Origin of the sequence: Paenibacillus sp. BJ-4, from assembly GCF_020404765.1 — a bacterium.
GTDB lineage: Bacteria > Bacillota > Bacilli > Paenibacillales > Paenibacillaceae > Paenibacillus.
Genome location: NZ_JAIVEM010000167.1, coordinates 26,324 through 50,910, shown reverse-complemented (window position 1 = coordinate 50,910; position 24,587 = coordinate 26,324). Strand labels below are relative to the sequence as shown.

Annotated in this window: 25 protein-coding genes and 1 riboswitch; of the genes, 22 read left to right on the top strand and 3 right to left on the bottom strand. The window is 45.5% G+C overall.

The genetic code is table 11. The annotated features are described in order from the left end of the window. The first annotated feature begins 47 nt into the window (after positions 1 to 47). The 18 genes from LCF57_RS25330 (at position 48) to LCF57_RS25245 (ending at position 17,526) form a co-directional block, all read left to right on the top strand. Positions 48 to 1,550 (top strand): serine/threonine protein kinase, encoded by a 1,503-nt coding sequence (locus LCF57_RS25330; RefSeq protein ID WP_226003134.1) that lies wholly within the window; start codon positions 48 to 50, stop codon positions 1,548 to 1,550. Between the two features lie 40 nt (positions 1,551 to 1,590). Next, positions 1,591 to 2,577, top strand: a complete 987-nt coding sequence (locus LCF57_RS25325) for an SAF domain-containing protein (RefSeq protein WP_226003133.1) — start codon at positions 1,591 to 1,593, stop codon at positions 2,575 to 2,577. Between the two features lie 22 nt (positions 2,578 to 2,599). After that, complete coding sequence (locus LCF57_RS25320; protein ID WP_226003132.1) at positions 2,600 to 3,313, top strand: hypothetical protein; 714 nt, start codon at positions 2,600 to 2,602, stop codon at positions 3,311 to 3,313. Beyond that, positions 3,310 to 3,993: a hypothetical protein gene (locus LCF57_RS25315; RefSeq protein WP_226003131.1), complete on the top strand. Its 684-nt coding sequence runs from the start codon at positions 3,310 to 3,312 to the stop codon at positions 3,991 to 3,993. The genes LCF57_RS25320 and LCF57_RS25315 overlap by 4 nt, the downstream gene beginning before the upstream one ends. A 24-nt stretch (positions 3,994 to 4,017) precedes the next feature. Then, positions 4,018 to 4,167 carry a hypothetical protein gene (locus tag LCF57_RS25310; protein ID WP_226003130.1) on the top strand — a complete coding sequence of 50 codons (150 nt, stop codon included), beginning with the start codon at positions 4,018 to 4,020 and terminating at the stop codon, positions 4,165 to 4,167. Further along, positions 4,167 to 6,002 (top strand): ATPase, T2SS/T4P/T4SS family, encoded by a 1,836-nt coding sequence (locus tag LCF57_RS25305; protein WP_226003129.1) that lies wholly within the window; start codon positions 4,167 to 4,169, stop codon positions 6,000 to 6,002. Before LCF57_RS25310 ends, LCF57_RS25305 begins: the two co-directional genes overlap by 1 nt. Continuing rightward, entirely contained in the window at positions 5,992 to 8,076 is a 2,085-nt protein-coding gene (locus tag LCF57_RS25300) for a hypothetical protein (RefSeq protein ID WP_226003128.1), read from the top strand. The genes LCF57_RS25305 and LCF57_RS25300 overlap by 11 nt, the downstream gene beginning before the upstream one ends. Before the next feature lie 51 nt (positions 8,077 to 8,127). Then, positions 8,128 to 8,607, top strand: a complete 480-nt coding sequence (locus tag LCF57_RS25295) for an ABC transporter permease (RefSeq protein ID WP_226003127.1) — start codon at positions 8,128 to 8,130, stop codon at positions 8,605 to 8,607. Positions 8,608 to 8,646: 39 nt separating this feature from the next. After that, positions 8,647 to 9,042 (top strand): hypothetical protein, encoded by a 396-nt coding sequence (locus tag LCF57_RS25290; RefSeq protein ID WP_226003126.1) that lies wholly within the window; start codon positions 8,647 to 8,649, stop codon positions 9,040 to 9,042. Position 9,043: 1 nt separating this feature from the next. Continuing rightward, complete coding sequence (locus LCF57_RS25285; RefSeq protein WP_226003125.1) at positions 9,044 to 9,598, top strand: hypothetical protein; 555 nt, start codon at positions 9,044 to 9,046, stop codon at positions 9,596 to 9,598. Beyond that, a complete protein-coding gene (locus LCF57_RS25280) occupies positions 9,585 to 10,574 on the top strand; it encodes a hypothetical protein (protein ID WP_226003124.1) in 990 nt (329 codons plus the stop codon). Before LCF57_RS25285 ends, LCF57_RS25280 begins: the two co-directional genes overlap by 14 nt. Before the next feature lie 186 nt (positions 10,575 to 10,760). Further along, on the top strand, positions 10,761 to 12,314 hold the full coding sequence (locus tag LCF57_RS25275) for an ABC-F family ATP-binding cassette domain-containing protein (protein WP_226003123.1): 1,554 nt from the start codon (positions 10,761 to 10,763) through the stop codon (positions 12,312 to 12,314). 116 nt (positions 12,315 to 12,430) lie between these two features. Continuing rightward, positions 12,431 to 12,539: riboswitch (TPP riboswitch) on the top strand. A 319-nt stretch (positions 12,540 to 12,858) separates the two neighbouring features. Further along, positions 12,859 to 13,488: a thiamine phosphate synthase gene (locus LCF57_RS25270; RefSeq protein WP_226003122.1), complete on the top strand. Its 630-nt coding sequence runs from the start codon at positions 12,859 to 12,861 to the stop codon at positions 13,486 to 13,488. Between the two features lie 30 nt (positions 13,489 to 13,518). After that, positions 13,519 to 14,667 carry a glycine oxidase ThiO gene (thiO, locus tag LCF57_RS25265; protein ID WP_226003121.1) on the top strand — a complete coding sequence of 383 codons (1,149 nt, stop codon included), beginning with the start codon at positions 13,519 to 13,521 and terminating at the stop codon, positions 14,665 to 14,667. Further along, complete coding sequence (gene thiS, locus LCF57_RS25260; protein WP_226003120.1) at positions 14,664 to 14,867, top strand: sulfur carrier protein ThiS; 204 nt, start codon at positions 14,664 to 14,666, stop codon at positions 14,865 to 14,867. The genes thiO and thiS overlap by 4 nt, the downstream gene beginning before the upstream one ends. 2 nt (positions 14,868 to 14,869) lie before the next feature. Then, positions 14,870 to 15,637, top strand: a complete 768-nt coding sequence (locus LCF57_RS25255; RefSeq protein WP_226003119.1) for a thiazole synthase — start codon at positions 14,870 to 14,872, stop codon at positions 15,635 to 15,637. Further along, positions 15,634 to 16,692 carry a thiazole biosynthesis adenylyltransferase ThiF gene (locus LCF57_RS25250; RefSeq protein WP_226003118.1) on the top strand — a complete coding sequence of 353 codons (1,059 nt, stop codon included), beginning with the start codon at positions 15,634 to 15,636 and terminating at the stop codon, positions 16,690 to 16,692. Before LCF57_RS25255 ends, LCF57_RS25250 begins: the two co-directional genes overlap by 4 nt. A gap of 141 nt (positions 16,693 to 16,833) precedes the next feature. Continuing rightward, positions 16,834 to 17,526: a response regulator transcription factor gene (locus LCF57_RS25245; protein ID WP_226003117.1), complete on the top strand. Its 693-nt coding sequence runs from the start codon at positions 16,834 to 16,836 to the stop codon at positions 17,524 to 17,526. Positions 17,527 to 17,592: 66 nt separating this feature from the next. Here the strand turns inward: LCF57_RS25245 and LCF57_RS25240 are convergent, their stop codons facing one another. Together LCF57_RS25240 and LCF57_RS25235 are read right to left on the bottom strand one after the other, a co-directional pair. Beyond that, positions 17,593 to 18,093: a C40 family peptidase gene (locus LCF57_RS25240; protein ID WP_226003116.1), complete on the bottom strand. Its 501-nt coding sequence runs from the start codon at positions 18,091 to 18,093 to the stop codon at positions 17,593 to 17,595. A gap of 281 nt (positions 18,094 to 18,374) precedes the next feature. Continuing rightward, positions 18,375 to 19,016 (bottom strand): thiamine diphosphokinase, encoded by a 642-nt coding sequence (locus LCF57_RS25235; RefSeq protein WP_226003115.1) that lies wholly within the window; start codon positions 19,014 to 19,016, stop codon positions 18,375 to 18,377. 151 nt (positions 19,017 to 19,167) lie between these two features. Here LCF57_RS25235 and LCF57_RS25230 point away from each other — a divergent pair, with 151 nt between their 5' ends. Continuing rightward, positions 19,168 to 19,632: a low molecular weight protein-tyrosine-phosphatase gene (locus tag LCF57_RS25230; protein ID WP_226003114.1), complete on the top strand. Its 465-nt coding sequence runs from the start codon at positions 19,168 to 19,170 to the stop codon at positions 19,630 to 19,632. A gap of 154 nt (positions 19,633 to 19,786) precedes the next feature. Here LCF57_RS25230 and LCF57_RS25225 read toward each other — a convergent pair whose 3' ends face one another. Continuing rightward, positions 19,787 to 20,521 (bottom strand): alpha/beta hydrolase, encoded by a 735-nt coding sequence (locus tag LCF57_RS25225; RefSeq protein ID WP_226003113.1) that lies wholly within the window; start codon positions 20,519 to 20,521, stop codon positions 19,787 to 19,789. Positions 20,522 to 20,777: 256 nt separating this feature from the next. On the opposite strand from LCF57_RS25225, the gene pdhA reads away from it, so the two are divergent. The 3 genes from pdhA to LCF57_RS25205 all read left to right on the top strand — a co-directional run bounded on the left by pdhA (position 20,778) and on the right by LCF57_RS25205 (position 24,584). After that, positions 20,778 to 21,845 carry a pyruvate dehydrogenase (acetyl-transferring) E1 component subunit alpha gene (gene pdhA / locus LCF57_RS25220; RefSeq protein ID WP_226003112.1) on the top strand — a complete coding sequence of 356 codons (1,068 nt, stop codon included), beginning with the start codon at positions 20,778 to 20,780 and terminating at the stop codon, positions 21,843 to 21,845. 101 nt (positions 21,846 to 21,946) lie between these two features. Beyond that, positions 21,947 to 22,927, top strand: a complete 981-nt coding sequence (locus tag LCF57_RS25215) for an alpha-ketoacid dehydrogenase subunit beta (RefSeq protein WP_226003111.1) — start codon at positions 21,947 to 21,949, stop codon at positions 22,925 to 22,927. 34 nt (positions 22,928 to 22,961) lie between these two features. Next, entirely contained in the window at positions 22,962 to 24,584 is a 1,623-nt protein-coding gene (locus LCF57_RS25205) for a 2-oxo acid dehydrogenase subunit E2 (RefSeq protein WP_318840799.1), read from the top strand. Positions 24,585 to 24,587 lie beyond the last annotated feature (3 nt).

The following is a 24,587-nucleotide window of genomic DNA, read 5'->3' as shown; positions in this document are numbered from 1 at the left end:
GCTTTCCCTTTTTTTGCGTTGTTTGCTTATAGAAAGGAGGTAGAAGAATGATGCAGACGCCATCACGATTGGAATACGGGTCTATTGTCGGTGAGCGTTACCGAATTGTCCGCACGTTAGGGACAGGAGGAATGAGCCGTGTGTTCATGGCAGAGGATTTGAAGCTGCCAGGCAAGCAATGGGCGGTGAAGGAGTCGGTTGCCGAGCCGCAAATGATGAGGCTTATACGGACAGAAGCAGAAATGCTGATTTCATTAAGCCATCCACGCCTACCGAGAATTGTTGATTTCTTCGAGCATCCGCCATCGGGTGCAGTATTTCTGGTTATGGATTACATTGAAGGGATGACGCTGGAAGCGTATATGAAAGGTTACAAAGGCCATATTCCACAGGAGCAAATTGTTCCATTCGCTTTGCAGGTGCTGGATGTGCTGGATTACTTGCACACCCGTCAGACGCCTGTCATTTACCGTGATTTGAAACCGACCAATATTATGCTAACCCCGGCAATGGAATTTAAGCTGATTGATTTTGGGATCGCGCGGAGCTATAAGTCTGAACTGAATCAGGATACGGTCAAGCTGGGAACTGTGGGCTTTGCAGCCCCGGAACAATATGGAGCAGGTCAAACGGATGCTCGCTCAGACTTATACAGTTTGGGAGCGTTACTGCTGTATCTCTGTACAGGTGGAAAATATAGCGAGTGGACTGCGGGAGTAGAAGGATATATTCGCGGGGAACTGCCCCGCCATTTGATTCCAGTGATTCGAAAGCTGCTGCGTCAGCATCCTGAGGAACGATTTCAATCTGCCAGAGAGGTTATTGGAGAACTGCGCCGCAGTGCAGATTTTCAGCCTTCTCAACATAGAGTATCCGTTGGTGATACTTCAATTACTTCATTGGAATACGCAGGTACAAGGGTAGTGGCTGTGCTCGGTGTGTCTTCCGGTTCAGGTGCTACACATACGGCCATTGCGGTGAGCCACTATCTATCCCGAAGATCCCGTTCCGTAGCTTTGGTTGAGCTGCATAGTACAGCCAAAGCGTTTGCCCGACTTCAAGCGGTGGTGGAGGGCATACCTGCTGGACGAACGAATTCAAGTCGGCGTTTTGAGGTTGACGGAGTACATTATTGGCGGCAGACATCTCGTGCAGATGTCATTTCTTTGCTGGGCGGCTCTTATAGATTTCTCGTTCTGGATTTGGGGAGTGGGCAGGATAATGAGCGACTGGAAGAATTTTTGAGAGCCGATTACCCGCTGGTTGTTGGTTCAGGAGCAGAATGGAGAGCTCAGGAGATAATCGGGCTGGCCCGATCACTTCAGCGCCATCCGCAGCATAAATGGAATTACTGTTTGCCGTTGGCACCCTCGGAGGCAGTTCACAGGCTACGTAAGGAACTGGATCATGATAAAGTATTTGCGCTACCGTTCCATTCCGACCCATTCGAGCGAGATGATGAGGTGGATCAGGTGCTGGACGAGCTGTTTCGCGGAGCCATTCCGGATACCAGGAAAAAACGCTTCGGATTTCTTAAACGGCAGCGCTAAATCAAAGATATATATCAAAAAAAGGCAGGGGAGAAGCTGTGTGTCCAAGCTAAGAAAAAGCAGTAAGCAAAAGCTATACGCCGGTTGTGTTGGCGCGGGTATAGTTGGCATTATTTTTGCGGGCTACCTTATGATTAACACCCATCAAATGAATGAGGTGAGGAAACAGGCCGAAGTAGATGCAGAACTAAAATGGAAAGCGTACGAACAAGAGCAACGCACCGCGAAAAAAGGTTGGGCTGTTATTCGTGACATATCTCCGGGTGAACAGATTACATCTAATGATTTAAAGGCAGTTACGGTCCCTGGATCTCAGGCTCCAGCAAATTTGGTAGCAGATAAAAATAAAGCTTCTAGTACCACAGCCAAGATTGAGTTGAAAAAAGGGTCTGTACTTACGTCAGCTATGATGACTGATGATGAGCCCACACCTAAAGATTTACGAAACCGTGAGCTAAAGGTAGTGGTATTACCCAACAGCCTAAAGCAGGGGGACGAAGTGGATATCCGTATTCAATTTCCAACGGGTCAGGATTACATTCTATTATCCAAAAAGAAAATTTCAAGGCTGGAAGGTCCTATCGTCTGGGTTACCTTGAACGAGCAGGAGATATTGTCGTTTTCGAGCGCAATTGTTGATGCCTATCTGCATAAAGCATCCATCTATGCGTTGACATATGTCGATCCCCAATTTCAGCCCAAGGCGATCCCGACTTATCCGCCTAATGCCCAAGTGTTAGCACTAATGAATAGTGATCCGAATTTGATACAGGTAGCAGAACAAAAGCTGTCCAAACAGCTGCGGGTTTCTCTTGAAAGTGCAATTGATTCATCAAACAATGTGATTTCAACACCCATAGAAAGAAGTCTGAGTGAGGAAGTTGCAGCTCAGCAATCGGATACGACAATCGAAGATGCATCTGGCGGGAGTAAGGGGGCAGGGAATGGATATGGGGTCGGACAGGATCACAAAGAACAAGAGGAAATTTTGACGCAGGGCGGAAGCTCTGATCCGTATGCCAAATAAATAAAAGTAAAGGAACGGAAGTATGAAAACTTGGATATTTGCCGGACTTTGTGATAAAAGCGATACCTTGTTATACATCAGCAGTATATTAGCAGCTTCCGGCCAACAGGTACTTCTTGTGGATGCTACGCTGAAGGGGCAGTATCGGTACAGCATAGGAATGCTCGACAAACCACTTCCCATTACACAGTTTAGTGGTTTTGATGTGGCAACTGGTTTTACAGCATGGGAAGATTTGAGCATCGGTATGATGGCTGATCAAAAGACAGAGCATGCTTATGACATTGTTATTTTGGATGTAGAGTCAGCGGATTTTTGCCCAATATCTGTTTGGAAAAGGGCGGAACAGCGGATTTGGGTCAGTGATTATAGCCAAATGCAGATGCACAACGGACGGATGTGGCTTGAGCATTTGTTCGGTCAAACTGGATTCCCCAAAAACCTTGAATTTCACAAATTATTTTTACAGGCTGTGGATTGTGGGGTAGAGGAGCCGTACTTGTGGGAATACATGAACGGTTTTCCTGCTTCCTGGCAGCAAGAACCATATGTACTGCCATGGGATGAGGGAAATCTTGCCCTGAAACTGGAAAATGAGCATAAACATCAGCTTCAACTAAAACCGTTATCCAGAATGTATAAGAAAGAATTGTGTCGTTGCATTGGAGATTGGATGGGCTGGGAATTTAAAGAGAGCCGACGTGCGCTAAAGCGTGCGGAAAGGAGGAGAGTATGAGCACCGTTTTGTTTTGGAGTCCTATTAAAGGAGCGAGTGGAAGTAGCTCATTGGCGGCAGCTATAGCAGTTACCATAGGCAATCTATATAGAGGAAGATTACTATTGACCCATCTGGGGCGCAGACATACGGGAATTGAAGCAGGATTCCCCGTACAGGAGCATCGTATGGATGATCCAAGTCTGCGGCTTCAGGAAGGAGGTTGGGATGCTGTCGCACGGTTAGTTTTGCGAGGAACATTGTCTAGAGAAAATATTTGCAATTATACGACACCTGTTCTGGAACAGACTCTGGATGTGCTTGAGGGAACCTCCAGCTTTGGAGTTGCTCCACCACTGTTATCCCAGGGACTTGTACGGACAGTCTTGGACACGGCGGATCAATATTATGATTTGACGCTGGTTGATGCAGGAAGTGGAGCAGGGTGGGGATCTGTACAGCATGAAGCTTGTACGCGAGCCAAGCTGGCTGTTCTTTCGCTGACTCAGAATATGCGAGAGCTGGATGCTTTTTTTGAATCTGTGTCTCCGTTATCCACTTACTCGACATTGCCGTTATTGCTGGTGCTTGGGAAATATGATGTGTATTCTCAAGCAAATGTAGCGAATATCCGCAGGAGATATGGCTACAAGGGGGCACTACATGCGGTCCCTTACAGTACCGAATTTATGGACGCGTGAAACCGCAGGGATGTAGTAGGCCATGTGCAGCGTGGTGTACGAAGCGGGAAGGAGCCGCATCGCAAGCTTTTTACGCCTATCGAATGGGAGCGGAGCATACGGCAAATCAGTAAAGCTATTCTGGAGGCGGCAGAATCCGATCTTCGGCTCAAGGCTTTAGAAAGGGGCGCTTGATGCTGTCCGCTCAATTGATCAATGGAATAATACTTACTTGTATTGTGCTACTGGGTATCGTACTGATTATCGTTAAATATCGAGGAAATATTCACCCCCGTCATTCAATCTCACGAGTCGGTAAAGAGAATGAAGAGGCTACATTGGAGACTCTGATGGAGTATATCAAAAATGCGCTTCATGAACTAAGTCATAGCCAAATGGCGGATGCCGGGTTGCATGAGGAGGAATATAGAAGGCGTATCCATCAAAGAGCGGAGCTGCGCAGGGCACTAAAGGACTGTGCCAATGGCAGTAGTGGTGATAAACGTTTTGTTAAAAATCTGATGGTTGAGCTGCTGATTAATGGCTATGGCTTAAACGAGAAGATCGTAGATTCCCTCATGCCATTTTCCAGACCTGAATTGTTAAATATACAGGATCAATTCGAAATTGTATTTTACCAATACCAGCAAAAGTATGGTGCTGATGCCCTGTCACGTTTACTGGATACTTATGACTTGGCTGAAATGAGATATTCACAGCAACATGAAGAGGATGGAAGTTATCTCGTCACGGGAGAGGATATCCGCTATATCTACGACTGTGAATACCGCGCCCTTTCCTTTCTGGAGAAGGTGGATATTATTGTACAGCGGATTTATCAGCATTATAAAGGCTTTTCCGTCATTGATGATATACGTGATCAGCGGATTGACGGTGTAAGTGGGGGCGTTAGTGGCATGCCGCAAGGAGGTGCCCCAGTATCGGCGGACTGGCCTTCGGATCGGTATAGATTAGAACAGACAGCTGAACCTACTGCAAATGGTTATGAGAGCGTGTGGATTTTTTATAAAGGAAAAACGATTCATCTTTCATTTCTTTCTTTTGGCTCAGCGCGTGAGCTTAAAAGAGTGTGCCAAAATATTTACAAATACAAGTACCCGGGACAGCTTTCCGAGGCCAATGGTTATAAGGTAAACGAAATGAAGGATGGGTCACGAGTAGTGGTAGTCAGACCTCCTTTCTCCGAATCGTGGGCTTTCTTTGTCCGTAAATTTGATATTCAAAGCGCTTCGCTGGAGCAGTTAATTAAAGGTGAAAATGCTGATTTTCCGATCCAGCTCCTTTCTTATTTAATGAAAGGCAGCCGGATTACTGCAATTACAGGCGCACAGGGTTCTGGTAAGACGACACTATTGATGGCGATGGTTAAGCATATCTATGCTTCGTATACGCTTCGTGTACAGGAAATGGCCTTTGAGTTGCATTTGCGTAGCATCTACAGTCGACGTAACATTCTTACCTTTCGGGAAACGGACCATATTTCAGGGCAACAAGGGCTTGATTTGCAGAAAAAGACGGATGGAACCGTCAACATCCTTGGCGAAGTAGCGAGTGATGAAGTAGCCGCTTGGATGATCCAGATGTCGCAGGTTGCAAGTCTATTCACCATTTTTACTCATCATGCCAAAACATTTCGTGATCTTGTATTCTCACTTCGTAATTCATTGCTCAAAACTGGAGTATTTCAGCATGAAGGCATCGCTGAGGAACAGGTAGTTCATGTCATTAACTTTGATGTACATCTCAAGCGTGATGCGGAAGGGCGACGTTACATTGAACGGATTACAGAATGTGTGCCGTGTGACCCGGAACATGTAGATGCTGGCACGAATACTTTGTCGAATTATAGCTATCGGCATGTTATGGAATACCGGAATGGGTGTTATATACCGATGGAACCACTAACCGCAAAAAGCGCAAAGGAGATGTGTGAGCAGATGAATGCCAAGGATGCCAGTGGTTTCCGCAGTTTTTTGACCCGTTATTGGGAGGAAGAATATGAGTCTTAAAGAGGTATTATTGTGGATTTTAATCATTTCAGGTGGGGGCTTTGTACTTTTATATATAGCTTTGTGGTGGCTGCACAAACGCAATAATCATGCAATCCGCAGTGAACGAATTCATTCTGTGCGGGAAGGACGGAAGGGAAAAGCGGTACTGCAACGGGAGATACAAGCCTTATTGCACAAGCTATACACGCTGGGCATGGGAGTGCCTATCATATCAGAATACATTAAGCGCGTACGTAAGCGACTATCCGGTTTGCATGCCTACGATGAGTACAAGCTACGGCTACAGACTATGAAGATGACACTGCTCATCTGGGGGACTTTTATTTGCAGCGGCATTGTGCTGCTGATGATGAAACCCGGATTAGAGTTTGCTGTATTGGCCCTTTTATGTGGAGTGGTAATCAATAGCCTTATTTTAGATGTGGCAATTAGCCGGATGGAAAAAAGGCTGCTTGCTCAGATGATCGAATTGTTTGCCAATGTACGCCACCATTATCATCAGCATGGCATGGTAGAGGAGGCCATTTCTGAAGCGGCCGATGTGGCGGGAGCTGAGGCTGGAAGACACACACGACTCATTCATGAAGCGCTGACAGATGTTGATCCGCATGAAGCACTGGAAAGATACTATGAGTCTGCTCCTAACCGATTTTTAAAAGCCTTTGCTGGTATCTCATATATGGTGATGGAGTTTGGTGACCGGAATGAGGAGGGTGGCTCCATCTATTTGAAGGGACTTGGCAGTCTTGCGCGCGAAATCCAGCTGGAGCTGCTACGGAGAAATAAACTGGACTATTTGCTCAAAAGTTTGAACGTGATCGCACTGGCCCCCGTTTTTTTTACGATGCCGATCGAAAAGTGGGCGAGATCCAGCTTTCCATCCATGGATGACTTTTATCAGGGAAAATTGGGATATATTACTAAATCGACCGTCTATATTGTAATTATCGTATCTTACTTTCTGTTACAAAAGCTGCAACAGACCAACGAAACAGGTTATCGTGCGGGTAGGGGTCGTTATGTCTGGGAGCAAAAGCTATATCGTTTTCCTATCATTCATCATGTGGTAGATGCTTTAATTCCACGGCAGCAGGTATCCTCTTATTTCCAGATAATCCGACTGCTAAAGGAGAGTGGTGCGGAGATAAAACTGGAATGGCTGTACGTACGGAGGATTATTCTTTTTATTACAGGATTGGTGCTCAGCATCAGCACGGTACTTGTTTTACATGGAGCTGAGAAAACACATATTCTTTACGCTCCTGTCCAATCGGGTCAAATGTTTGGACGTTTAAATCCAACTGAAGAAAAAGAAGCTTTAAAGCAGAGTGAGGTTGACCGCAAAGTCATGCATGCACTGAATATGAAGGCGGGAAGCACATATGAGCAGACGTATGCAACCCTGGAGCTTAATGCAGGTGGCACAGCTACTGCGGATCAACTATCTAATAATACACGCCGCATCCTCCAAAAGCTAGAAGCGTGGAACGAGGAATATATCAAGTGGTGGGAGGTGCTGATCGGTTTGGTTGTTGGATATGTAGCCTACCAAATGCCGATGCTTCTGTTATATATGCAGCGAAAAATGCAACGTTTGGATATGAGGCATGAGGTGTATCAGTTTCAAACGGTCATTTCTATTTTGCGGGCCATGGAACGAGTGTCTGTCGAGGAAATATTGGAGTGGTTGAATCGCTTTTCGGTTATTTTCAAGAGACCACTGCAAAAATGCTTGCTTCATTATGAACACGGACCCGAGGCAGCTCTCGGTTTGTTGAAAGAAGAAGCGCCTTTGCCGGAATTTCAACGTCTGGTGGACAAGCTCCATTTGTCTTTGGGCAGAATTACGATTAGTGAAGCCTTTGACGATTTGGATTCCCATATGTTCTACTATTTTGAACAAAGAAAACAGGAGTATGAAAAAATGATAGACAGCAAAGCCATCTGGGGTAGGATGATTGGTTTTGCTCCAATGTACGGTCTTATCTTTTTATATTTGGTGATTCCATTGACCGGCATGAGCTTTGTTCAAATGGATAGCTATTATGAGCAAATACAAAAAATTCAGTAAGTAAGTTCTATTATGGCTAGTACGATATAACAAGCTAAGGAGAGAAGAATAATGAATAACGCATCAACTGCCTTAAAGGTAGCCGCCGGTATATTTTTGACCATCGCCCTCATTACCATTGTAGTCATTCTGTTTATTTCAGCACAGGAGGCGACTAAAACGGCACAAAATAATTTTGCTGATATTCAGACCGAATTGTCTCAAGCCTCATTTACAGTATATGACGGTACAACGATTAGCGGATCTCAGGTAACCAATGCGCTACGCAAGTTTCAGGGGAAAAACCAATTCGGTATTCAGATTAAAACCGGCAAAAATATGGCAGGCCAGTGGTACGGTAATGCTTTGAACATTAGCATGGACAGTGAACAGTATGGCGCAGTGAACGGTGGAAGTGAAAAGACAGGAAAAATAGCGAATACGCTGAATGAGAAAGAAAACGAATACGTGAATCCAAGCGGTAAATTCAAGGCTGAAATTGTCAAAGACAAATCGAATGTTGTACGTGGGTTGTTGTTTACCCAGTCCTAAGCACAAAAGTAAAGATCATAACGATTAGGAGATGGGCATATGTCTGATCACGCTTCAAGCATGCTGCGGCTTGGTGTGTCACTTATTTTGTTTATAAGTGCATGTACAACAGCAGCAGACTTGTCCAGTCAGATGAGTACCACACTGGAATTAAGATCGCAGCAGGAGGAGCATTCCGAGGGACGGATATCCCGTATTGCGGAGGTGGACATACCGGAACAGATTAAAGGGACTCAGGTCATTCAGGCAATTCGCATGAACTTACAGGATGGAATATCGGTTCAAGTCGACGGGACGGAGTACGATGTGTATTCCGAACCATTTGAGCCTGATGTATCGGCTTTGAATGCTTTCTCTTTATATTCCATGTACCCACAACGTAATCAACACGGAGAGATAATATCTGTACGTTTTAAGAAACTGGAGGAGGACTGAAGTGGTTCAATCAATATCCAAGCTGTTGGGGGCTCTGCTCGCTGTATTGCTTTTGTACATCGTACCTGCAGCTCAAGCCGCTGAACGGCAGGATGATATATCGGGGTTAAATGTGTATCACTCAACCGTACGTTTTGTTGATATGGTAAGAACCAAGGGCTACATTACACCGACGATGTATAACGATTTTATGCGTGAACTAGAGCTTACAGGCAATCAGTACGAGGTTGACTTGGAGCATACGCACAAAAAATATGTACCGGAATATGCAGATGCCTCGAAGCCGGACAGTTTTCTGGGCAATTATGAAACGGTATATGATGGGTACTACAATGCGCAAATCTTGCCTGTCCTTTTTCCTGACAACCAGCAGTCAAAGTCTGATCAGACACGTCGATATACTTTGATGTCCGGAGATTATTTTACAGTACGGTTACATAACACGAATCGGACTCCTGCGGATTTGTACAAATCATGGCTTCTGGGCGGGGCCGATAGCGGAAAGTCGGCAGTTACAGCTTCATACGGAGGCATGGTTCTGAATGAAGATTACTGATTTTGCAGTTATATTTATTCTGCTGTTTTTGCCCTTGGGTGTAATCGGTGACTTGAGGGTACAAAATCAGCGTGAAGTGCAGCAATTGGAAATGAAATACACATCGGCTCTCCATACCGCAGTTCAGGATGCAGGTGTCGTGCTCTCCCAGAACGAGCATCAGGAACGGGAGGCCGGGTATGGATCGGACAAGTTTTTTCGTGTCGATAAAGAAGAAGCGCTAAGTACGTTCCTGCATACCCTTTTTCTTAATGTAGGTATTGATGGGGATACAGTAGCACAACGCGCATTATTGGACTATATACCTGCCATAGTGATTCTGGATTATGACGGTTATTATACGTACGCCTCAGAAAGTTACACAGATGAGGATGGACAAGCTGCCATAGGTTCCAAATGGAGTGAAAAAAAGCCTTTTGCTTATGCCGATTCAGCAGGTAATAGTGTAGGATTCACCTTGGATAATTATGTACGTGCGTATGATGCGCAGAATCACAGGTGGGTGGAGGGCTTTCAAAAGGAGCTTCAGGGGCAAACCGGCATTTCGTTGCTAAATAACCCCAAAACTTTTGAGCAAGTACGACGTTCCACCATCGTTCATAGTGTTCAGGAGGACCTGGCCCGCCTGATTAATCTCCATAACCAGAAGGCAGCACGTAACGGCGTAGCCTATAGGTTTACACTGCCGACTATTCCGCAAGAAGAGTGGTATAACACGATAGATGATGTGGGGCTAATGGCGTTTATTCAAGGCATTCCGGTCGGTGACAGATTTTACAATAACTATGGGTTTGGTGGTGGAAGAGTCGTGAGAAAGCAAGCTATTATTGGTGGCTTACAACCGGATACCGGAATGAAATATTTCTACAGAGATTCCTGTCCAGCACCCTTTCAAGCGAGAGAGCGTTTTTCAGATGAAAAATCTGCGGCAGCTGCGGGATACTTTGAGTTTAAATGTAATAACGGTTTACAATAATCACTCTAATGAGTGGTTTTTCTTTTTTTATAGGCAAGTCCGCATTAAAAACATTAAAATTCGCTGTTTTCAATATTCCGATAAGGTTGCTGAATGTGCTACAATAAGGCTTTGAAAGAAAACAAATGATATATGAAATAACAACAGTCGGCATAGCCGATGACAATAAGGAGCCAAAAACAGCGTATGAGTTTATTGACTGTAGAAAATGTATCCCACAACTTTGGGGACCGCGCATTATTTAAAAATGTTTCCTTTCGTTTACTTTCGGGGGAACGTGTAGGTTTGGTAGGAGCTAACGGTGTCGGTAAATCGACACTCATGAACATTTTGACCGGAAAATTGCTTAAGGACGAAGGTAAAGTGGAATGGACTCCACGTGTACGTTACGGCTATCTGGATCAGCACACCAAGCTGACACCAGGCAAAACGGTACGCGATATATTGAAGGATGCTTTTCTTCCTTTGTTGGAATTGGAAAAGGAATTAATGCAGATTACGGATAAAATGGGAGATGCTTCTCCCGAAGAGTTAGAAGTACTGCTGGAACAGATGGGTGAAATTCAGGAGCAGCTGGATATGGGGGATTTTTACCTCATTGATGTGAAGGTTGAAGAAATGGCGAACGGGCTGGGTCTCTCGGCCATCGGATTGGATCGGGATGTCTCTGCGCTTAGCGGTGGACAACGGACTAAGGTGCTTCTTGCGAAGCTGCTGTTGGAAAAGCCAAACGTCCTGCTGCTGGACGAGCCTACCAACTATTTGGACGTAGAGCATATTGAGTGGCTTACGCGTTATTTGAAGGATTATCCCTATGCATTTATTCTTATTTCACATGATACGGAGTTCATGAACCAGGTCGTTAATGTTATTTATCACCTTGAATTTGCCAAGATGACCCGCTATTCAGCTAACTATGAAAAGTTCCTTGAAATGGCGGATCTGAACAAAGCGCAGCATATTGATGCTTATGAGAAGCAGCAGGAATATATTAAGAAGCAGGAAGACTTTATTCAGCGCAACAAGGCGCGTGCATCCACATCAGGCCGGGCGAAGAGCCGTGAAAAGCAGCTTGATCGAATCGAACGTATTGATAAGCCTGAAGAAGCTGCTAAGCCAACCTTTCAATTTAAAGAAGCACGTGCGAGCGGGAAAACGGTATTTGAGGGAATTGATTTTGAAATTGGCTATACTCATGCTCTGTTGCCTAAAATGACCATGACGATTGAACGTGGCGAAAAAATTGCGATTGTAGGCTGTAACGGTGTCGGTAAATCGACATTGCTCAAAACCATTTTGGGGAAAATACCGCCAATCAGCGGAAAAACCTATCAAGGCGATTTCTTGCAGCCGGCTTATTTTGAGCAGGAAGTAAAGGCGGGCAAAATTACACCGATTGACGATGTGTGGAATGAGTTCCCGCATTTGAATCAGCATGAAGTAAGAGCGCATTTGGCACGTTGCGGTTTAAAAAATGAGCATATCACACGTCCTCTATCCGCGCTTAGTGGTGGTGAGCAGGCAAAAGTACGTCTGTGCAAATTGTTAATGCGGGAAAGCAACTGGGTTCTGTTTGATGAGCCTACCAATCACTTGGATGTCAAAGCAAAGGATGAGCTTAAACGTGCTTTGAAGGAATATAAAGGGACTGTATTGCTTGTATCTCACGAACCGGATTTTTACGAGGATTGGGTAACAAAAACGTGGAATGTGGAAGAGTGGTCAAGTAAAGTCAACTAAAGTCAACTAAAGTCAACTAAAGTCAAAGAAATTCAGTTCTGTCATGCTTCACAAAAAAAGTGGGGTTTGCAGAATTAGAAAAATATGCTAAGCTATCTTTAGCTGATACAATATAATAGTCACACTAGGGGAGCCGCCCATGCGGCTGAGACGAAATAAATGGATTTCGGACCCTTTGCACCTGATCTGGGTTATGCCAGCGTAGGGAAGTGAGCGCCGTACAAGCAAGGTAACCACATCATTACTTTTGTTTGTACGTGGGACGATATACGTATACGGATATGATTGTCCGTTCGATTATTGGACGTTCGTAAAACCACTTCCTCTGGGAAGTGGTTTTTTTACGTTTCGTTCGGGTTTACCCGTCGAATCTCCGTATCCGGATTCACATATGATCTCCTTTCATTATTGCTGGTACATGTGACTGGCTCCGTAAGATATTTTGCGATAGGGGGCCGCAACAATATAAGTTCAGCTTATACGATTATTTTATACTACTAGTTCAATGTGAGGTGAACATGAAATCGAATTACACGTAATTACGATGGAAAATGACTCCCATGCATATGTAACCCAAGTGGCTGCTGCTATTTATCCGTATGTTCATTACGTGCACGCACGTCTGAAGCAGAAGGGTGCCTCGAAATTGCTCGGGTTGACCCGAAGCATGGTGGAGCAGGGGGTTCCTGTTCAGCAAATTGTAGTCAATGACCGTGTGGATGTAGCTTTACTTATCTTGGCTGGAGCTGTCCAGCTACCGGCTAATGGGCTACCTGCTCAGGATGTAAAGAGCCTACTTCCAAAGGGAACACGCTGTGGAGTGTCTGTGCATTCCTTGGAAGAGGCACAGATTGCCGAGCGGGCTGGAGCGGACTATGTACTCTATGGTCATGTATATGAGACCCACTGTAAGCCCGGTGTTGTGCCGCGGGGTACAGCTCAGCTTGAACGCATATGCAGGTTGTCCAACATTCCAGTGATTGCACTTGGCGGTATACAACCGGATCATATTCCGGAGCTTTATCATGCTGGAGCAAGTGGAATTGCAGTGATGTCCGGTATATGGGAAGCTGAGTCGCCAATCGCGGCTGCGATGGAATATAGACAAATGGTAGATCAGGTAGTCCGCAGCCGTTGTAAGGAAACGAGAGTAGAAGAATTTCGAAAGCAGTAAGGTCAGGTCAGTGGAGAGGAGATATAACATATGCCTAAAATACACACAGAGGCTACAGTTATAGGACATGCTGAATGCTTGGTTATAGGTGGAGGTGTAATTGGCAGTTCCATTGCTTATCATGTGGCTAGGGAAGGACGCAGCACAATCATGCTGGAGCGAATGATGCCGGGTGAAGGAGCCTCGGGAGCAGCGGCCGGAATGCTTGCAGCGGAGAGCGAAGAGTTCACCGACCCTGAACTGCAACAATTTGCTCGCACAAGTCGGGATGCATTCCCTGAGCTTGTTCGTGAGTTGGAGCGGTTGTCCGGTGTTTCAGTAGAATTTCGTACAGAAGGATTTGTAACTCCTTTCCGTTCGGAAGCTGAGGGTGAAAGACGCTGGAAAGCTGTTAAAACGCGTGAGGATTCTCAGCCTGAGTGGTGGGATGCCCGGGAATTGGCCAGGCGGATTCCGGGCTTGAATCGTCAAGCGATCGGAGCTATATACCGATCGAAGGAGACACAGCTCGTTCCAGTACAGCTGTGCCGTGCTTATGCGGGAGCAGCTACGGTGTTGGGAGCAACAGTATGGTCGGGTACCCATGCGGAGCAGCTGGTCATACAGAGTGGCCGAGTTTGCGGTGTAGTAACAGACAGGGGCTTTTTTTCGTGCAATCAGGTTATTATTGCCGGAGGCTTGGATAGCATGAATTTACTAGAGCAGGTAGGCTTTCATTACCCGCTTGATCCGGTCAAGGGTGAGGTAGTTGCCGTTTCCTTGAAGGATCACCCTTTGGAATATACCATTTATGCCGATGATATTTACCTTGTGCCTAAGCAGAAGAACGAGCTTTGGATAGGGGCCACGAGTCTTCCAAACCGCTATGACAAAGAAGTGACCGTAGAAGGTTTAGAGGGGCTACTGGCACGCGCTTCTGCCTGGCTGCCGCGCGTGCGTGAAGCTTCTTTTATACGCACTTGGGCGGGCCTGCGTCCGCAAGCAGCAGCCGGACGTCCTTTCATAGGGGCTGTTCCCGGTGTAGAGGGGGTATATGTTGCAGTCGGGCATTATCGCAACGGTATCCTGTTGAGTGATGCTACCGGGCGTGCGATGGCAGCTCTGCTTAAAGGGACTGATGCTGCTGAGCTTGGAATAAGCAAATTTTCTTCTACACGTATCAAGGAGGAAAGCTTATGAAGCTGATGATTAACGGCCAGAGCATGAGCTTCTCTAACCGGATCACTCATGTGGAACAATTACTGCATGAGCTTGATTTAAAGGTGAAAACCGTTGTGGTGGAGCTGAATCGCCACATATTGACTCGTGAAGAACATGAGGAAGCGATCCTGAAAGACGGAGACAGCTTGGAAATTGTACATTTTGTAGGAGGCGGTTGATTATGTTAACCATTGGAAAAGCATCTTTTACATCAAGGCTGTTACTGGGAACAGGAAAATTTTCGAATCTGGATATTCAATCCCAAGCTGTAGAAGCTGCTGAGACGGAAATACTGACCTTTGCCGTGCGGAGATTAAATTTGGAGGAACGGGATAAGCAACATTTTCTGGATACGCTAGATTTGAGCCGCTATACACTTCTACCCAATACGGCAGGAGCGACGACAGCGGAGGAGGCCGTTCGTATTGCAAAGTTGGCAAAAGCATCAGGTCTGTGCGATATGATTAAGGTTGAGGTCATTGGTGATGGCAAGACGCTGTTGCCTGATCCCTTTGAAACGCTGAAAGCAAGCGAAAAGCTGCTGGAGGAAGGCTTTATTGTGCTGCCCTACATATCGGATGATGTCATTCTGGCCAAGAGGCTGCAAGAGCTTGGAGTGCATGCCATTATGCCTGGAGCTTCACCGATTGGTACAGGACGCGGCCTGCTCAATCCGTTTGCATTGGAGTTAATTATTGAACAAGCAGAGATTCCGGTCATTGTCGATGCGGGTATTCGCTCACCGAGTGATGCGGCAATGGCGATGCAACTGGGAGCAGATGCTGTTCTATTGAACACAGCCGTTTCGGGAGCGAAGGATCCTGTAAAAATGGCAGAGGCCATGAAGCTGGCTGTTCGCGCGGGTAGATATGGTTTTGAGGCGGGGCTGATTCCCGTAAAACGTTATGCTTCAGCAAGCAGTCCGACAGAAGGTATGGTTCAGGCATGATGGAAACAGAAAAATCCTGTGAAGGAGTACAAGCAGGGGACCGCTATTCCAGACAGGAAAGATTCGCTCCCTTTGGGTCAGAAGGACAACGCCGGCTCGCTTCTTCTCATGTACTAATCATAGGTGTCGGAGCGCTCGGCACAGGTATTGCGGAAACGCTTGTCCGTGCAGGGGTAGGTACGGTAAGCATCGTAGATCGGGATTATGTGGAATGGAGCAACTTGCAGCGTCAGCAGCTTTTTCAGGAGAGTGACGCTGCAGAGAGATGCCCCAAAGCAGTGGCTGCCCAGCGAAGATTAAAGGAAATCAATTCGGAAACGGTCATACACGCACATGTATTGGATGTTGGGGTAGAGGAACTGGAAGAGCTGATCCAGGGAGTTGACCTGATGATGGATGCAACTGATAATTTTGATACCCGACTGCTCATGAACGATATGGCATTAAAGCATCGTATACCGTGGATTTATGGGGGATGTGTAGGAAGCTATGGTGTGACTTATACCATTTTACCGGGGCAAACGCCTTGTCTTCATTGTTTGCTGGGTACCGTTCCGTTTGGAGGTGAGACCTGTGATACCGCCGGGATTATACCACAAGCAGTACAAATGGTCACGGCCAATCAGACTACGGAAGCCTTCAAGCTTCTTGGCGGATATAAGAAAGAACTGCGAGGGAAGCTGTTTTCGTTTGATTTGTGGCGAAACGAGTATGCAGCGATAGCCGTAGACCGCTTGAAAAAAGCGGATTGTCCTTCCTGTGGCAGTCACCCGACGTATCCCTATTTGTCAGCCTCACATCGGCAGAAAACAGATGTGTTGTGCGGTCGCGATACCGTTCAGATAAGACCAGCCAAACCGTTACAGCTGAATCTTAAGGAAACAGCAGATCGACTTGCCTCTGTGGGAGAGGGAAAAGTAGAGCGGAATCCGTTTCTGGTTTCCTATAGTACGGGGGTACATCGCTTGGTCGTTTTTGCCGATGGGCGAGCGTTGATTCACGGGACAAAGGATGTGGCAGAAGCAAAAAGTCTATATCACCGTTATTTGGGCTAACTATAAAAAGCAGAAAACCATTCTTCCAGGAATGATTTTCTGCTTTTTTGTTACACTAAATATAAATATGTTTTAATGACTTACAAACAAATTGTTCTTATCCATATTACAATGCGATGTCCAAACCAGGTGGGTGAAAAGATGAGCCCGTTAATTTTACTTGTGGATGAAAATGAAGCGTCACCTGTAAATGTACATCTATTGGAGCAGGCAGGCTATCAGGTGGGTCATGTCCGAAATATGTCGGAGGGAAGCTCCTACGCAGCCGATCATCCTGTGAGTATGCTGCTTCTGAACGTTGATGAAGAGCAAGGGGATGCACAAGGAATGATTCGGACCGTGCAGCAAAACCATCCTCGTGTACCGTTATTCGTCTTGACCTCATCAGACGATGAGAACCATATCGTTTCCTGTTTTGAGCAGGGAGCACACGATGTGATGGTACTCCCCTTTTCTCCCAAAGTGTTTCTGGCCAGAGTAGCTAATTTAATGCGAATTTTTGGTGCTGCTCATGATGTAGCAAGGGTAATCGAGGCGGGTGATCTACATATAGACAATGCAAGCAGAATGGTAAGTAGAGGGGGACAGAAGCTGGAATTAACTCCAAAGGAATTCGATCTTTTGCTGCATCTGGCTATACATCTCGATCAGGTTTGCAGCAGGCAGCAAATTCTGAAGGATGTTTGGAAACATGATTATATCGTAGATACGAACGTAGTAGACGTGTATATCAGGCATTTGAGAGTTAAGGTAGATAAGGGGCAAAAATTCAAAATGATTCGCACGGAACGAGGCATTGGCTATTCTCTCAGAACACCACCTGAAGAAGAATAGCATGGAGACATATAAAAAAGCCGGGAACTGTTCGTCCCGGCTTACATATTTTAAACGAGTTTCATACTACAGCACGCGACGTGCTTTAATGTATGCTCTTTTCCAGTAGCTGGAGTTCAAATTGGAAATGGTAACACCAGGACTGCCGTAAGTGTGAAGAATCTTACCGCCGCCCATATAGACTGCTACATGGGTAATATTGCGCCCGGTAGAACGGCTACCGCTTGAGAAGAACACTAAGTCACCTTTTTTCAAATTAGACTTGGATACAGCACGTCCAACTTTTGACTGCTGGACAGAAGTGCGCGGCAAATCTACTCCGTATTTTTTGAAAATATGCTTCATAAAAGAAGAACAGTCAAAATAGCGGGTGGTGCTTGTAGAAGCTCCAAATCTATAAGGAGTTCCCATATATCTTTCGCCGTAGTCAATTACTTTTTGACCTACAGAAGTTGAAGTAGTAGCAGCTTGTGCCGTATTTGTTCCCTCAATTGCAAAAGTTCCAAAACCGATAGTGGCTGCGACTCCTGCGATAATTACCTTTTTTATGATCTTCTGCATGTTCATGATGTAAGTACCTCCAAAAATTGATTTGTGCAAAATTTTGCTGAGTTGCTAACTTGCTGACAGCGTTGAGTATAACAGCTTTGTAGCCACCTAATTGTTGGAAGAGTACTCTCAAATGCTTGAGGGACAAGACTTACATGGTGTTTATTAAAAAACGATTAAAAATTACAATTTGTAAAAAAATATAGCGTTTTATGAATCTGAATAAACGAAAAACCCCTTGTAAATCAAGGGGTTTGAGCATCAAAACAGTTTTTATAAAAGTTACAATAATGTCATAACTAATCTTTGCTTTGAATAACAAGCAGTAGTCCGCTTTCGATGGAAATTGTACCTTTTGAAGCGGTTAGCTTGTTGCTGACAGCACGTGATTGTCCCATCTTGAGGGTGGCATTTTGTAATGGGTACATAAATCCTTCCAGGTTTATCCCTGTTACCTCAGCAGTCATAGGAAGCAGCGATGTATATGTATAACCCATGGGCTTGATCTCCAGCGTGGACCCTGTGAGCTCGATATAGTTATGTGCGTCCATAATTGCGCAACTAATATGATGCTGCATCGCGCGTACCAATATTTGAACATTAGCCAGTGTGTGGTCCATTCTGGTGCCGGTCACACCAAGCATGAGTACATGATCTGCCTGTTCGTCTATAGCAATCTCCAAGGCAAGCTCCGTATCTGTCAGGTCCTTCAGTATAGGATCACACGCAAGCATGCGTTTGCTAGCCGATTCAACCCGTTCTTTTTCCTGTGGTGTTATTGAATCAAAATCACCTACAGAGATATGCGGTGTGATGCCATGCTCAATCAGAAAAAGAGCACCTTTATCCGCACCTATAATAAAATCTTCAGGTTGTATTTGTTGTAGATCTCCTTCGCTAAGACGACCACCGGAAAATACAATGGCACGCTTCTTCGTCATATCCAACATCCTTTCTTTCTGTCATACGGTCTATATGGTACCATCAGCTTTTAAGTATAACGCGTTAAATATGGCTTGCACAATTTTGGAGAGCGCGGCTACAATGAAACAGAAAAAGGTAGTGTAACGTGTAATTAGGAAGGAGAACAACATGATTAACGTTCTATTTGTGTGTCTGGGCAATATTTGTCGCTCTCCTATGGGAGAAGCGGTACTAAGACATAAGGTGCAGGAACGGGGACTAAGCGCGCAAATTCAGGTAGATTCGGCTGGAACAGGCGACTGGCATATCGGGAATCCCCCACATGAGGGAACACTAAAGCAGCTCAAGCTGCACGGCATTAGCGAGAAGGGCTTAAAGGCGCGGCAAATAGGGGGCCGTGATTTTGAGGCGTTTGATTATATTGTGTGCATGGATGATTCCAATGAACGAAACATGCGTAAGCTGGCAGGTGGAGCGGACGCTGACATTCTAAAATTCATGGACTTACTTCCCAAAGAACAGCTAAGAGAAGTGCCGGACCCTTATTTCACTGGGAATTTCGAAGAAACCTATCGATTAATGGATGCGGGGTGCGGGGCCTTGCTGGACAAAATCATAGAAGAAAAGCTATAATGTGAACGACAGAAGACGGCAATCATTGCCGTTTTTCATTATATAATTTTTGAAAGCGTAATCATTTTGTGAAAAAGAGGAAAGAGCATAACGACCCTGATCTGGTCGATCAATGCTCAATCCCCGATAGTTGTTTAGTCTTGAACAAGGATACTCATGCGCGATCCAAAAAATACATGAGCGCGTCAGGCAGCTCGTTTTGCCAAAAGCCCCACAAATGCTTGCCATCCTTTTCACGGTAGGAAACCTCGGCGTTCCGTTCGCGCAGTAAATCTGCGCATTGGCGGTTAAGCTCTACAAAGTTATTAATACCGGTATCGCTCTCAAATGCATCCTCCTGGAGGCCGACAATCATCCATATCCGCAGATGGGACAAATCCTTCTCACGGGCGATGATTTCCTGCGAAGCCTCATAGTAAGCGCCGGACAGGCTAATAATGCGGTTGAATAGCTGCGGATACAACAACGCCAAATGCAGAGACACACTGCCTCCCAGTGAATCCCCTGCCAAAATGCGGGACGATGCATCACTTCTTATAGGATACTTTTGTTCTACATAGGGAATAATCTCTTCTGCAAAACAGGCGGTGTACGCCTCGAAACGATGGCCAAAGGGAGCATATTCCTGGGTTCTGATTTTGGTGTTCACTTCGACGCCGACAATAATGAAGGGCTCGACGCCTTCATCGAGGATGAGACGGTTTGCATGAGTTGCAATGCGGCCAAAGTTGAAAAATTCTTCTCCATCCTGACAGTATACGACCGGGTAACTCAATAATTCATTATAGCCTGGCGGCAAGTAAATACGGAGTGTTCTGGTTTCGCCAAGAAAGCGGCTTTCTACTTCGTCTTTAAGGATGGTTCGTTTTAAATACCGGGAATCCGTCATTTTTCGTCACCTTTCTCGGTGTATTATTTTGCATTCGGGATCACAATAAGTTAAGATTACCCTGATTGCAATAGATGTTTAAAATTTCAATCATGTACTAAGCTGTTATAGTAAAAATCATCTCCTGTTACATACACAAAAATGTGGCAAACTCAAAAAAAATAACTAAATCTTTGACGCAAGCAATATAACAGGTGTATAATAATCCTATAACAGCGGAACTTGATATTCAAATTTTTTTGTTGAGGTGAAGAAAATGAGCAAGGTTCCTTATGAAGTGTACACAGAGGAAGTTGAGGCTCTGTCCGTGCTTTCTCCGGATGGTGAAATTATCAATAAAGATAAATTGCCTAAACTTACAGATGATCAATTGAAAGAAATTATGTATCGTATGGTATTTACACGTACTTGGGATGACCGTGCTGTTAACTTAGGCCGTCAAGGACGTCTCGGCTTCTACGCTCCGGTATCCGGACAAGAAGCAACAATGGTTGGTAGCGAATTTGCGCTCCAAAAAGAAGACTTTATTGCTCCAGGCTACCGCGATATTCCGCAACTCGTTTGGCATGGCCTGCCTTTATACCAAGCTTTCTTGTATTCCCGTGGTCATCAACACGGCGGTCAAATACCGGACGGCGTTAACGTATTGATGCCGCAAATCATCATTGGTGCGCAAATTCTACACGCTATGGGTATTGCGATGGGCTACAAACTGAAAAAACAAAAACAAGTCGTCATTACATATACAGGTGACGGCGGTTCTTCTGAAGGCGATTTCTACGAAGGTCTGAACTATGCTGGTGTATACAAGCTGCCAGTTATTTTCTTCGTGCAAAACAATGGCTACGCCATCACGACTCCATTTGCGAAGCAAACCGCTGCACTTTCGATCGCTCACAAAGCGGTTGCTGCTGGTATTAAAGGCGTGAAAATTGACGGTATGGACGTGCTTGCAGTTATCAAGGCTGTTCAAGAAGCCGCAGAGCGTGGACGCAATGGCGAAGGTGCTACACTGATTGAAGCGGTAACATACCGTTTCCGCCCGCATTCCCTTTCTGATGACGCAACGAAATATCGTACTAAAGAAGAAGAAGGCGAATGGAACGCAAAAGATCCAATTGCCCGCTTTGCGAAATACCTTGAGAAAAAAGGTCTGTGGACTGAAGAAGATACAGCTCGTGTAAAAGAAGAAGCTAAAGCGAAAGTGAACGAAGAGATCAAAAAAGCCGAGAAAACGGAAAAAATGACCATTCCTGGCCTGATCGACAGTATGTTCGAAAAAACGCCTAAGCATCTGGAAGAACAAAAAGCTGATTTTAAATAATTGAGCTAGAAAGAGACCGGGCGGCATCCCGATCCGGTCTGCTTTTTAATTGGACCTGAACTGAAACTGATCTGTCAATGTTTAAGGAGGAAATGAAGCAAATGGCACAAATGAACATGAAAGAAGCGATTCGTGACGCACTGCGCGTAGAGTTGAAACGCGACCCTAACGTCCTGCTTTTCGGTGAAGACGTAGGTCATGTAGGTGGTGTATTCCGCGCAACAGAAGGTTTGCAAAAAGAGTTTGGCGAAGAACGTGTATTCGATACTCCGCTGGCGGAATCCGCAATCGGGGGTCTTGCTGTGGGTCTGGGTATCCAAGGCTTCCGTCCTGTAGCTGAAATCCAGTTCGTAGGCTTTATCTTTGAAGCACTCGACCAAATGGCAATTCAAGCATCCCGTATGCGTTACCGTTCCGGTGGACGCTACAATTCTCCAATCGTATTCCGTACACCTTTTGGTGGCGGTGTTAAGGCAGCCGAGCTGCATACAGATTCCTTGGAAGGACTTCTGGCTCAAACACCTGGTATCAAAGTTGTTGTTCCTTCCAACCCTTATGATGCAAAAGGCCTCATGATTGCGTCTATTCGCGATAACGATCCAGTATTTTTCATGGAGCATTTGAACCTGTATCATGCATTCCGTGCTGAAGTTCCTGAGAATGATTACATTGTTGAACTGGGCAAAGCTAACGTGGTTCGTGAAGGCTCCGATGTGACGATCATTACTTACGGTATGATGGTACACACTTCGATTAAAGCTGCTGATGAGCTGGAAAAAACAAAAGGCATCAAAGTGGAAATCATTGATTTGCGTACGATTAGCCCGATTGACATTGATACGATCGTTGCTTCCATTCAAAAAACAAATCGTGCTATCGTTGTTCAGGAAGCTCAAAAGAGCTCTGGCGTAGCTGCTGAAGTGATTGCACAAATTAACGAAAAAGCAATACTGCATCTGGAAGCACCAGTTCTGCGTGTAGCAGGTCCAGATACCGTTTATCCTTTTGCTCAAATTGAAGATACTTGGTTGCCAACGCCAACACGTATCATTGATGCGGTTAATAAAGTATTGGAATTTTAATTAAAGCACACCGTAAATTTGGGAGGTTTTAAACGTGGCAAAATTTGAATATAAATTCCCGGAGCTGGGTGAAGGTCTTCACGAAGGCGAAATCATCAAGATGCACATTAAGCCCGGCGACAAAGTAACAGACGAAGATATCATCATGGAAGTACAAAATGACAAGGCTGTAGTTGAAGTTCCATGTCCAGTCAACGGCACAGTTCAAGAAGTGTTTGCCAAAGACGGAGACATCTTTAACGTAGGTCAAGTCGTAGCTGTAATCGATGCAGAAGGTGAACTTCCTGAACAAGAAGATGCGCCGGAAGCACCAGCTGCAGCAACTGCTAGCCCTGAGCCAAGTGCTGCTGCACAAGGCGGAGCTGCAGGTGCAGCTAGATTTGAATATAAATTCCCAGAGCTGGGCGAAGGTCTTCACGAAGGCGAAATCATCAAGATGCACATCAAGCCCGGCGACAAAGTAACAGATGAAGATATCATTATGGAAGTACAAAACGACAAGGCTGTAGTTGAAGTTCCATGTCCGGTCAATGGTACGGTTCAAGAAGTATTTGCCAAAGACGGAGACATCTTTAACGTAGGTCAAGTCGTGGCTGTAATTGCTGCAGAGGGTGAGCTTCCTGAACAAGAAGAAGCACCGACTGCTGCTAAACAAGAACAGGATGCTGCACAGGGCGGAGCTAACACAAAACCAGCTGCAACTCCTGCTGCAACAAACAAAGACGTGCTGGCTACTCCTAGCGTACGCAAATTTGCTCGTGAGCAAGGTGTAAACATCGCTCAAGTGAGTGGCTCCGGTAAAAATGGTAAAATCACTAGAGAAGATGTAGAAGCTTTCAAAAATGGTGGAGGCCAAGCGGCTGCACCAGTAGCGAAAGAAGCTGCAAAAGCACAAGAACCAGCTAAAAAAGAAGCGAAAGCTGCAGCGCCATCCGCACCAGCAGCAGATCCGCGTGCTGAGGAAGAGCGCATACCGTTTAAAGGTATCCGTAAAGCTATTTCCAATGCTATGGTTAAATCGGCTTACACGGCTCCGCACGTTACGATTATGGACGAAGTGGATGTAACTGAGCTGGTTGCTTTCCGTACTCGTATGAAACCAATTGCTGAGAAGAAAGGCACAAAAGTAACATACCTGCCATTCATCGTAAAAGCTTTGGTTGCAGCTTCCCGTCAATTCCCGGCCTTGAATGCCTCGATCGACGAAGAAGCAAACGAAATCGTCTACAAAAAATACTACAACATCGGTATCGCTACAGATACAGACAACGGCTTGATCGTTCCTGTTATCAAGGATGCTGATCGTAAGAGTATCTGGATGATCGCTGATTCCATTCGTGATCTGGCTGTGCGCGGTCGTGATGGAAAATTGGCTGCGAACGAAATGAGAGGAAGCACCATTTCCATCACTAACATCGGTTCTGCAGGCGGTATGTTCTTTACTCCAATCATCAACTTCCCTGAAGTTGCGATTTTGGGAACTGGTCGTATCAGTGAAAAAGCAGTTGTGAAAAACGGTGAAATTGTTGCTGCTCCAGTAATGGCTCTTTCTCTGAGCTTTGACCACCGTATTATTGACGGTGCAACTGCTCAAAACTTCATGAACTATATCAAACAGCTGCTCGCTAACCCTGAGCTGCTTGTTATGGAGGTGTAATCA

What these genes read in the sequence shown, in the direction of transcription:
- LCF57_RS25290 (WP_226003126.1), top strand. Translation starts at nt 8,647, where the DNA reads ATGTCTGATCACGCTTCAAGCATGCTGCGGCTTGGTGTGTCACTTATT.
- pdhA (WP_226003112.1), top strand. Translation starts at nt 20,778, where the DNA reads ATGAGCAAGGTTCCTTATGAAGTGTACACAGAGGAAGTTGAGGCTCTG.
- LCF57_RS25230 (WP_226003114.1), top strand. Translation starts at nt 19,168, where the DNA reads ATGATTAACGTTCTATTTGTGTGTCTGGGCAATATTTGTCGCTCTCCT.
- LCF57_RS25215 (WP_226003111.1), top strand. Translation starts at nt 21,947, where the DNA reads ATGGCACAAATGAACATGAAAGAAGCGATTCGTGACGCACTGCGCGTA.
- thiO (WP_226003121.1), top strand. Translation starts at nt 13,519, where the DNA reads ATGCCTAAAATACACACAGAGGCTACAGTTATAGGACATGCTGAATGC.
- thiS (WP_226003120.1), top strand. Translation starts at nt 14,664, where the DNA reads ATGAAGCTGATGATTAACGGCCAGAGCATGAGCTTCTCTAACCGGATC.
- LCF57_RS25320 (WP_226003132.1), top strand. Translation starts at nt 2,600, where the DNA reads ATGAAAACTTGGATATTTGCCGGACTTTGTGATAAAAGCGATACCTTG.
- LCF57_RS25280 (WP_226003124.1), top strand. Translation starts at nt 9,585, where the DNA reads ATGAAGATTACTGATTTTGCAGTTATATTTATTCTGCTGTTTTTGCCC.
- LCF57_RS25255 (WP_226003119.1), top strand. Translation starts at nt 14,870, where the DNA reads ATGTTAACCATTGGAAAAGCATCTTTTACATCAAGGCTGTTACTGGGA.
- LCF57_RS25330 (WP_226003134.1), top strand. Translation starts at nt 48, where the DNA reads ATGATGCAGACGCCATCACGATTGGAATACGGGTCTATTGTCGGTGAG.
- LCF57_RS25240 (WP_226003116.1), bottom strand. Translation starts at nt 18,093, where the DNA reads ATGAACATGCAGAAGATCATAAAAAAGGTAATTATCGCAGGAGTCGCA.
- LCF57_RS25250 (WP_226003118.1), top strand. Translation starts at nt 15,634, where the DNA reads ATGATGGAAACAGAAAAATCCTGTGAAGGAGTACAAGCAGGGGACCGC.
- LCF57_RS25225 (WP_226003113.1), bottom strand. Translation starts at nt 20,521, where the DNA reads ATGACGGATTCCCGGTATTTAAAACGAACCATCCTTAAAGACGAAGTA.
- LCF57_RS25275 (WP_226003123.1), top strand. Translation starts at nt 10,761, where the DNA reads ATGAGTTTATTGACTGTAGAAAATGTATCCCACAACTTTGGGGACCGC.
- LCF57_RS25245 (WP_226003117.1), top strand. Translation starts at nt 16,834, where the DNA reads ATGAGCCCGTTAATTTTACTTGTGGATGAAAATGAAGCGTCACCTGTA.
- LCF57_RS25315 (WP_226003131.1), top strand. Translation starts at nt 3,310, where the DNA reads ATGAGCACCGTTTTGTTTTGGAGTCCTATTAAAGGAGCGAGTGGAAGT.
- LCF57_RS25300 (WP_226003128.1), top strand. Translation starts at nt 5,992, where the DNA reads ATGAGTCTTAAAGAGGTATTATTGTGGATTTTAATCATTTCAGGTGGG.
- LCF57_RS25235 (WP_226003115.1), bottom strand. Translation starts at nt 19,016, where the DNA reads ATGACGAAGAAGCGTGCCATTGTATTTTCCGGTGGTCGTCTTAGCGAA.
- LCF57_RS25305 (WP_226003129.1), top strand. Translation starts at nt 4,167, where the DNA reads ATGCTGTCCGCTCAATTGATCAATGGAATAATACTTACTTGTATTGTG.
- LCF57_RS25270 (WP_226003122.1), top strand. Translation starts at nt 12,859, where the DNA reads ATGGAAAATGACTCCCATGCATATGTAACCCAAGTGGCTGCTGCTATT.
- LCF57_RS25295 (WP_226003127.1), top strand. Translation starts at nt 8,128, where the DNA reads ATGAATAACGCATCAACTGCCTTAAAGGTAGCCGCCGGTATATTTTTG.